This is a genomic window from Thauera sp., from assembly GCF_047601425.1.
Classification (GTDB): domain Bacteria; phylum Pseudomonadota; class Gammaproteobacteria; order Burkholderiales; family Rhodocyclaceae; genus Thauera.
The window spans coordinates 3,400,340-3,409,092 of sequence record NZ_JASGJL010000001.1 but is presented as its reverse complement, the minus strand read 5'-3'; the positions used below and the strand labels follow the sequence as shown (position 1 = coordinate 3,409,092).

Here is an 8,753-nt window from a genome sequence, read left to right as displayed (position 1 = left end):
CTCACCTTGCTGGCGCTCGGGATCTTCGGCCCCGGCATCGCCACGGGCCTCGTGTCCGGTGCGCCCCAGCTCGGCGCGGGCGCGATGGCCGGTGCCGCTGTCGGCGTAGCCGGAACGGCGGTGGCTGTCGGTGCTGCCGCGACGGGCGTGGGCGGCGCGGTGGCCGCTGGTGCGCGCATGGCCCCGGCTGCCGCCAAGCTGGCCGGCAGCGGCGCGCGTGCCGCCACGTCGGCGGCCGGCAGCGCGAAGTCGGCGTTCCAGGCCGGTTCCGCCGCAGCAGGCGGCGGTGCCAAAGGTGCGATGGCGGGCTTGGGCAACGTCGCCAAGACCGGCGCGCAGTCTGCCGGACGCGCTGCCGCATCCCGCGCTTCCGCTGCCGGGCAGCGCATGGCCGCGCCGTTCCGCGCGGGCTGGAATGGCGACGCCGGCGCGTCAGCCGGCCAGGCTGCCACCAGCGAAGCCCCCGCAGGCGCTGCCGCTGCACAGCCCGCCGAGCAGCCCGCTTGGGCCAAGCGGCTGCAACGCCGCCAGCAGCTCACCCATGCCGCAACCACCACCGCCCACACGCTGCGCGGTGGCGATGGCGGCGGCTCCGGCCAAGGGCCGAGCCTGCGCGATTCGGACTCATAAGGAGAACTGACCATGCGATTCAAGAAACCGCAGGTGCGCTACGCCGACACGCCGCAGCCTGCCACGCCGTACCAAGCCGCCGGCCAGGTGTGGGACGACCGTATCGGCTCGGCCCGCGTCCAGGCCAAGAGCTGGCGATTCATGGCCTTCGGCTGCCTGACGCTGGCGCTGCTGATGGCCGGCGGTCTGGTGTGGCGCTCGGCGCAGTCCATCGTGACGCCTTACGTCGTGGAGGTGGACAACGCGGGCCAGGTGCGCGCCGTGGGCGAAGCCGCCACGCCGTACCGGCCCAACGATGCACAGACGGCGCACCACATCGCGCGCTTCGTGACGCTGGTGCGCTCGCTGTCCATCGACCCCATCGTCGTCCGCCAAAACTGGCTGGACGCCTACGACTACACGACCGACAAGGGCGCGGCCGTGCTCAACGACTACGCACGGGTCAACGACCCATTTGCGCGCATCGGCAAGGAGTCGGTGACGGTGCAGATCACCAGCGTCGTGCGCGCCAGCGACACGTCTTTCAACGTGCGCTGGACGGAACGCCGCTACGTCAATGGTGCCGCGGCGGGCCTGGAACGGTGGACGGCGGTGGTGTCCATCGTGCTCCAGCCGCCGCGCACCGAAGAACGCCTGCGCAAGAACCCGCTGGGCATCTACGTCAACGGCCTGTCGTGGAGCCGTGAACTGGATTCTTCCGAAGGAGCAAAACCATGAACCTGTCTTTCCGCCTTTACGCTTTGCCGTTGATGCTTGTTGCCCTGGCGGGCTGCGCCACGCAGGGCAAGCCGCCGCCGACCATCTCGCTCGATGAGCCGGTGCAGGCCCAGCCGCTGCCGGAGCCGCCCGCGCCGGTCGAAGTCGTCACGGTGCCCGAACCGCTCGCGCTGCCGGCGCAGTTGAAGCCATTGCCCGAGGCCGCCAAGCCCGTGCCAGAGCCTGCCGACGAAACCGTGCGCGTTTCGCGCGCCAACGCCGAGGCGCGCATCGCGCCCACGCGCGAGGGCTACGTCAATGCGATTCAGGTGTGGCCCTTCACCGATGGCGCGCTGTATCAGGTCTATGCGGCCGTGGGCCGCGTGACCGTGATCGCGCTCCAGCCGGGCGAGGAGCTGGTGACGGTCGCCGCCGGCGATACGGTGCGCTGGATCGTGGGCGATACATCGAGCGGCAGCGGCGAAGCGTTGCGCGTCAACGTGATGGTCAAGCCCATCCGCTCGGGCCTCAAGACGAATCTCGTCATCACCACCAGCCGGCGCACCTACCTGCTGGAGCTGACCTCGACCGAAAAGACGTGGATGGCGTCAGTGTCCTGGGAGTACCCGAAGGACAAGATGCTAGCCTTGCAGCGCCAGGCGCAGGCGGCCAGCGCCGCCGCGCCGGTCGATACCGGCTTGTCGCTGGAGAAGATCCGCTTCCGCTATGGCATCAGCGGCAGCAACCCACCGTGGAAGCCGCTGCGCGCCTTCGATGACGGCGAGAAGGTCTATATCCAGTTTCCCGCCGGCATCGCGCAAGGCGAGCTGCCGCCGCTGTTCGTGATCGGTGCGCAGGGCGACGGGCAACTGGTGAACTACCGCTTCCGTGCGCCGTACTACATCGTGGATCGCCTCTTTGGGGCGGCGGAGCTGCGCTTGGGCGGCGACAAGGGCGACGTGGTGCGGATCGAGCGCACGGACGGCACGCGGAGGAACTGACCATGAGCCAGGACGACACCCCCGACCTTGCCACGCCACAGGCGGGCAAGGTCGCGCCCGAGGCGGGGGCGCTTCGCGCCCAGCCGCGTGCCGTGACCCGATTGAACCGGCGCACGCTGGCCGTCCTCATCGGCGGCCTGTCGGTCGCCGTTCTCGGGGCCACGATCTGGTCGCTGCAACCGCAGCGGCGCGGCGCGGGCGAGCAGACCGAGCTTTACAACGTCGATCGCGTGAGCAAGTCCGAAGGGCTGGACGGCCTGCCTTCGGACTATTCCAAGCTGCCGCAGAAGGTGCCCGAGCTGGGGCCGCCGCTGCCGGGCGACCTTGGCCCCGCCATCGTGGCCTCGCAGCAGCCGGTGACGCCGACCTATGCGCCGCCTGGCCATGACCCGGCGGATGCCTTGCGCAAGGAGGCCGAAGCGGCGGCGGCTTCGACGGTGTTCTTCCGCTCAGGCCAGCAGGGCAAGGCCGCAGCGCCTGCCACAGCCCAAGCCGCTGCGGCTGCGCCGGGCAGCACCTTGGCGGGCTTCGACCCGCTGGCGGCCGGGCCTGCCTCGACGGCGGCCCAGCCAGCCGATCCGACCGCCACGCAGAACCGGCAAGACCAGAAGGAGGCATTCCTGAAAGGCGGTTCTACGGAAACCCGCAATTCCGGCCATCTGCAAATGCCGGCCTCGCCGTATCAGGTGATGGCTGGAACGGTGATCGCGGGTGCGCTCGTGACGGGCATCAAGTCGGACGTGCCGGGCGACGTGATCGGCACGGTGACAGAGCCGGTCTATGACTCGGCCACAGGCAAGTTCCTGCTGATTCCGCAAGGCTCGCGCCTCATGGGCAAGTACAACAGCCAGGTCAGTTACGGGCAGAGTCGCGTGCAGGTGGTGTGGAACCGGATCATCCTGCCAGACACGTCTTCGCTGACCATCGACAACCTGGTGGGCACAGACCCGGCCGGCTATTCCGGCCTTGAAGATGGCGTGGACTACCACTGGGGCCGCATCGTCGCCGGCGCGGCGCTGACGACGCTGCTGGGCGTAGGTGCCGAGTTGGCCGCGCCGGAGAACCGCCAGGACGGCAACCGCATCGTGATCGCCGGGCGCGACAGCGCGCAGGACAGCATCAATCAGGTCGGCCAGGAGATGACCCGGCGCAACATGAACATCCAACCGACCTTGACCGAGCGGCCGGGCCTGCCGGTGCGGATCATCGTCAACCGCGACCTGGTGCTGCGACCGTACCAGCCGATGTTCTTCCAGAGGGGGGCGATGCGATGAGCACGGGCAAGAAGCTGCGGCTCGGGCCTCTGCCGAAGCTGGAATCCACGAAGCTGACCTTTGCGTGCCCGGCCAGCTTGAAGGCCGACCTCGACCGCTACGCCGCGCTGCACGCGCAGACGTATGGCGAGGCCGTCGATGCGGCGATGCTGATTCCGCACATGCTCGAAGCCTTTATGGCCAGGGATCGTGGATTCAAGAAAGGAACGACGGCCAAGGCGGTGCCACCGAAGCAGTCTTGACGATGCGGATGCTTCCGCCGTTATCGACCGCCATGAAAGCGCAGCCCGTGGGCTGCGCTTTCGTTTTGGGGGATAAACGCCACAGGCCGGGACTATGATGAAGTTGCGACCTTGCCCGCTGCGGTGCCCTTGGGCTTTCTACCGCTAAGCGCCTATGTGGCACCTGGCTCTGAAAGCGGCAACGGCACGCGGTGGCTGAAATCTAGCCTAACCTATTGCCCCGTAAGACCTTTTGCACCGCTGTCCGGCCTCACAAAGAACTTGACAGCGGACATTTTTCATGGGCCACACCAAACAGGATCACGGCGCGCGAGCTTTGCGAATTGAAGGACGAAGGCGCCAGCCGCACTGACTGTTGAATCAGCGCCTCGACTTCGGCTTCGGAGATGGGCAGATCCTTGCCGATGGCGTATTGCGTACGGCGCTTCGCATAAAGGGCATTCGCATTGCTTTTCATATAATTCATTCGTATTGAAGATCAGCTGGAAACTCAAACAGACGTCACTTGATGACGCACGATATATTCTCGATTAATATTTTTCCGGCCAAGCAGACACATTGATGGGAAATCGCCACTTCAGGCCCTCCAGGTTTTTTCGTGGCGGTGTGAAATTTTTCACGGGCAATTCCCGCAATTATATTCTCCACATTTCGATCATTGGATATCCGGCAATTTCTCCTGCAATTCCAGTCTGTCGCTATTTTTTACATCACCCAATTAACCAAAATAGATAATTTATACAAGTTATTGATTTATATTGTATTTTCAATCATGGCACACTTCTGGCTTATGGCCTGGCATGCGAAAGTAAATCGCCCAACACCGAAATACCGAAACCAATTAGGAGATCGACCATGAAAGTTCAAACCATCCTGAAAACCGCCTTCGCAACCGCTGTCCTGGCTGCCAGCGTCAGCGCCCACGCTTTGGTCGTCGACAACTTCAGCACCAATCAGGGCGTTGTTTATGACACGACGGCCGACGGCACCGGCGTCTGGTCTTCCGTCGCTGCTTCCGAAGCGCTCGGCGGCTATCGCTCCATCTATGTCAACAACGTGTCCGGCGGCGGCCTCACCAACCCCTACGTCGGTGTCGCCGGCGGCGAATTCGTCTTCGACACCCCGTCGGGCGTCCGGGCTGAAGCGCGCATCCGCTGGGACGGCACCGACAACACCACCGACACCATCGCCATGGGACTCGGCAACCTGGATCTGACCGCCATGGGCTCGGCTTTCGAACTCCAGGTTGTCGAAACCGACCAGGGTTTCCCGTTCAGGCTCGAAGTCTACTCGAGCGAGGGCGAGGTTTCGGTTTTTGAAGCCCCGTCGGGTGGCGCTGGCACCTACACCATTCCGTTCTCGTTCTTCGTCGGTAACGCAGACTTCACCCGCGTGAATGCCCTGCAGGCCATCATCAACGTGGGCGGCGCCGTGCAGGCGGTGGATCTCCGCATCACCAACGCGTCCGTCGTTCCCGAGCCCGCCTCGCTCGCCCTGCTCGGTCTGGGCCTGCTCGGTCTGGGTGCCATCCGCCGCAAGCAGATCGCCAAGTAATACCGCATCGACCGGGAGCAATTCCCCGGCCATGCCTGAACGCCCCCAGCAATGGGGGCGTTTTTTTGTAGTGCGGGCAACGCTATTTTCAGCACCGGAGCCCATCCGGGAAGCATGAAATGGGCACAAAAGAAAATGGGTCAGGTCCATCTGGACCTGACCCATTGATATGTCTGGCGCGCCCGAGACGATTCGAACGTCCGACCCCTGCCTTCGGAGGGCAGTACTCTATCCAGCTGAGCTACGGGCGCGGGGGCTTGCACGGATTGGCGCCCGCACAAGGGTCGAGAGCATAGCGGTGTTTGCCGGCAAAGTCCATGCCGCACTGCCACAATGGTTTTTACATGGCTATAATCCGGCTTTCGCCTTGCGCCATAACACAAGTCAAAGGATCCGAGCATGTCGAACCACCGCGCTCTCACCCGCTTCGCAATGCCTGTCGCCATGATCGCAGCAGCCGGGCTGGCCGGCTGTGGCAACCAAAGTTCGGTCAACCCCGAACTGACCGCCACCCTGATCCAGCCGGTCGCCCGGGTGGAAATCCAGGCGGTGAAGATCGCACCGGGTTCCCGCACTGGCGAACAGATTTACAAGGCAACCTGTGCTGCGTGCCACGAAGCAGGCCTGGTCGGCGCACCGAAGACCGGCAATGCGGGCGACTGGGGTCCCCGTCTGGTGCAGGGACACAACGGCCTGACCGCTTCTGCCATTGCCGGCAAGGGCGCAATGCCTCCGCGCGGCGGCGGCAGCGACCTGACCGACACCGAAGTGAAGCGTGCGGTGGCCTTCCTGGCTAATAGTGCCGGCGCGAGCTACACCGAACCTCCGGTCGAGTGAATTTCCGCCAGCGCCGCCCGTCGAGGCAGCAAGCATCCAGGCAAGGCAGCTTCGGCTGCCTTTTTCATGCCCGCCGTCAGCCCCGTACTCAGTTCTTTTCCCGCGACTCGAACATCGCCCGCAGACTGGCCAGACGCGCCTTGCCTTCCTCCTTCGACACCGGCGCTGCCGTCTTGCGATCATTGACGCGGATATCGTCGCCCATCTCGGCGATGAAGCGGCTCGGCTCGCAGGGGCGGAACTCGCGCCCGGACTTGCGCCGCTCGCACCAGGTGATGTTGAGGCTGCGCTGGGCACGGGTGATGCCGACGTACATCAGCCGGCGCTCTTCCTCGATCTTGTCCTCGTCGATGCTGCTCTGGTGCGGCAGCAGGCCTTCCTCGACGCCGATCAGGAACACGTGCGGAAACTCCAGCCCCTTGGAGGCGTGCAGCGTGGCCAGCTGCACACCGTCGAAATCCGGGTCTTCCTTGTCGAGCATGGACATCAGCGCGATGGTCTGGGTCAGCTCGATCAGGTTCTTGCCGTCCTCCTCGCCCTTTCTGCCCAGCCAGCCGACGAAGTCGCGCACGTTGTTCCATTTCGACTCCGCCTCGCGCGTGTCGCAATGCTCGAACAGCCAGGCTTCGTAGCCGATCGCACCGAGCAAGTCTTCCAGCAGTTGCGCAGCGGGTTCGCGCGGCGCACGGTATTGCAGGCGATTGATGAAGCCGGTGAAACCCTGCACGCCGCCGAGCTGCTTGGCGTTCAGGTGCTCGGTCAGTCCTTCCTCATGCACCGCGGCGAACAGGCTGACGTGGCGCTGGCCGGCATAGGCGCCGAGCGCTTCCAGCGTGGCCGCGCCGATGCCGCGGCGCGGCGTGGTGATGGCGCGGATGAAGGCGAGGTCGTCGTCCTCATTGACCATCAGCCGCAGGTAGGCGATCAGGTCGCGGATCTCGGCCTTATCGAAGAAGCTCTGCCCGCCCGACATCACGTAGGGAATGCGCTGGTTGCGCAGCTGCTGCTCGATGATGCGGGCCTGGTGGTTGCCACGGTAGAGGATCGCGTAGTCCTTGAACTGGCTGCGATGCTCGAACTTGTGCGCCGACAGCCTGGTCGCCACCCATTCGGCCTCGTGCTCGGCGTCGCGGCAGTTGGTGACGACGATCTGCTCGCCGATGCCGTGCTCGGACCACAGCCGCTTCTCGAACAGCTTCTCGTTGTGGGCGATGACGGTGTTGGCGGCTTCGAGGATGCGGCGCGAGGAGCGGTAGTTCTGTTCGAGCTTGATGACCTTCAGCTTCGGATAGTCCTGCTGCAGCAGGCGCAGGTTCTCGACGTCGGCGCCGCGCCAGGCGTAGATCGCCTGGTCGTCGTCGCCCACCGCGGTGAAGGCGCCGCGCACGCCCGACAGCAGGCGCAGCAGGCGGTACTGGGCCCGGTTGGTGTCCTGGTATTCATCCACCAGCAGGTAGCGCAGCCGGTTCTGCCAGCGTTCGCGCACTTCGGGGTGCTCGTCGAACAAACGCACCGGCAGCGAGATCAGGTCGTCGAAATCCACCGCCTGGTAGGCGCGCAGCGTGCGTTCGTATTCCTTGTAAAGCTTCGCCGCGACCGAGGCGATCTCGTTGTCGGCAAGCTGGGCGGCCTCCTCGGGGGTGATCATCGCGTTCTTCCACGACGAGATCTGCCACTGCATCTGCTTGGCGATGCCCTTGTCGTTGTCGCCGGCGACGTCGGCGACGATCTGCACCGTGTCGGACGCATCGAGGATGGAGAACTGCGGCTTCAGGCCGCAATGCACCGCTTCCTGGCGGATGATGCGCACGCCGAGGGCATGGAAGGTGCACACGGTCAGCCCCTTCGGCGCCCGCCCGCCCATCAGGTGGGCGACCCGTTCCTGCATTTCCTTCGCCGCCTTGTTGGTGAAGGTGATCGCGGCGATGTTGGCGGGATTCAGCCCGCACTCGTCGATCAGGTGGGCGATCTTGTGGGTGATCACCCGCGTCTTGCCGCTGCCGGCACCCGCCAGCACCAGGCAGGGGCCATCGAGATAACGGATTGCTTCGCGCTGCGGCGCGTTGAGGAGGGCGGACATCGGATCGGCAACAAGGCAGGGCCATGTTCGAGCATGGCGGCTGGCCATTCTAGCCGAACAGCCATGGGATACCGCCCTTGTCGCTCGTCAGCACGCGTCCGGACACGGACACGAAGATGGCAAGCAAGATACTCACAGACTAAACTCCCCGCATTGGGTATTTCTCCGCGGGCCAACCTTCCTGCAAAACACCACAGACATGCGCACGCGCGAAGCACCAGCGAAAGCCTGCAGATTCTGAGCGGACACTGGCGACAGCAGTCCCTCGGCAATGCGTTTGCCATGAAAAGAGCGTCATATTGAAACCAGCACACAATCGCTCGAAACTCATACAGGGGCTGACCATCCTGTTGACAGCGGCCGCATCGAGCGTACTGCTGGGATTCCTGCTCGCACACGGGCAGTATGGCGCACTCGGTTCGGCCGCTCTGCTCCTGGC

The 8,753-nt window shown here is 64.7% G+C and carries 8 protein-coding genes, 1 tRNA gene and 1 pseudogene; 7 read left to right on the top strand and 3 right to left on the bottom strand.

Features of this window, described 5'->3' with window-relative positions; translation table 11 throughout:
• The 5 genes and pseudogenes from QM748_RS16460 to QM748_RS16440 form a co-directional block, all read left to right on the top strand.
• Nucleotides 1–630, top strand: a pseudogene (locus QM748_RS16460) (P-type conjugative transfer protein TrbL); the annotation flags it as partial.
• A 12-nt stretch (nt 631–642) separates the two neighbouring features.
• Nucleotides 643–1,347: a conjugal transfer protein TrbF gene (gene trbF / locus QM748_RS16455; protein ID WP_415247981.1), complete on the top strand. Its 705-nt coding sequence runs from the start codon at nt 643–645 to the stop codon at nt 1,345–1,347.
• A complete protein-coding gene (gene trbG / locus QM748_RS16450; RefSeq protein ID WP_415247980.1) occupies nt 1,344–2,327 on the top strand; it encodes a P-type conjugative transfer protein TrbG in 984 nt (327 codons plus the stop codon). Before trbF ends, trbG begins: the two co-directional genes overlap by 4 nt.
• A gap of 2 nt (nt 2,328–2,329) precedes the next feature.
• A complete protein-coding gene (locus QM748_RS16445) occupies nt 2,330–3,601 on the top strand; it encodes a TrbI/VirB10 family protein (protein ID WP_415247979.1) in 1,272 nt (423 codons plus the stop codon).
• On the top strand, nt 3,598–3,843 hold the full coding sequence (locus QM748_RS16440) for a DUF2274 domain-containing protein (RefSeq protein ID WP_415247978.1): 246 nt from the start codon (nt 3,598–3,600) through the stop codon (nt 3,841–3,843). Before QM748_RS16445 ends, QM748_RS16440 begins: the two co-directional genes overlap by 4 nt.
• Before the next feature lie 250 nt (nt 3,844–4,093).
• Here the strand turns inward: QM748_RS16440 and QM748_RS16435 are convergent, their stop codons facing one another.
• Nucleotides 4,094–4,300: a hypothetical protein gene (locus QM748_RS16435; RefSeq protein ID WP_415247977.1), complete on the bottom strand. Its 207-nt coding sequence runs from the start codon at nt 4,298–4,300 to the stop codon at nt 4,094–4,096.
• 398 nt (nt 4,301–4,698) lie between these two features.
• On the opposite strand from QM748_RS16435, the gene QM748_RS16430 reads away from it, so the two are divergent.
• Nucleotides 4,699–5,397 carry a PEP-CTERM sorting domain-containing protein gene (locus QM748_RS16430; RefSeq protein WP_415247976.1) on the top strand — a complete coding sequence of 233 codons (699 nt, stop codon included), beginning with the start codon at nt 4,699–4,701 and terminating at the stop codon, nt 5,395–5,397.
• 174 nt (nt 5,398–5,571) lie between these two features.
• Here the strand turns inward: QM748_RS16430 and QM748_RS16425 are convergent.
• A tRNA-Arg gene (locus tag QM748_RS16425) sits at nt 5,572–5,648 on the bottom strand.
• A 148-nt stretch (nt 5,649–5,796) separates the two neighbouring features.
• Between QM748_RS16425 and QM748_RS16420 the strand changes: the two genes are divergently transcribed.
• Nucleotides 5,797–6,234, top strand: coding sequence for a c-type cytochrome (locus tag QM748_RS16420; RefSeq protein ID WP_415247975.1), 438 nt, complete (start codon nt 5,797–5,799; stop codon nt 6,232–6,234).
• Nucleotides 6,235–6,322: 88 nt separating this feature from the next.
• Here QM748_RS16420 and QM748_RS16415 read toward each other — a convergent pair whose 3' ends face one another.
• The gene (locus QM748_RS16415; protein ID WP_415247974.1) at nt 6,323–8,314 is read right to left on the bottom strand and encodes a UvrD-helicase domain-containing protein; all 1,992 of its coding nucleotides are present in this window, start codon (nt 8,312–8,314) and stop codon (nt 6,323–6,325) included.
• Between the last annotated feature and the right edge of the window lie 439 nt (nt 8,315–8,753).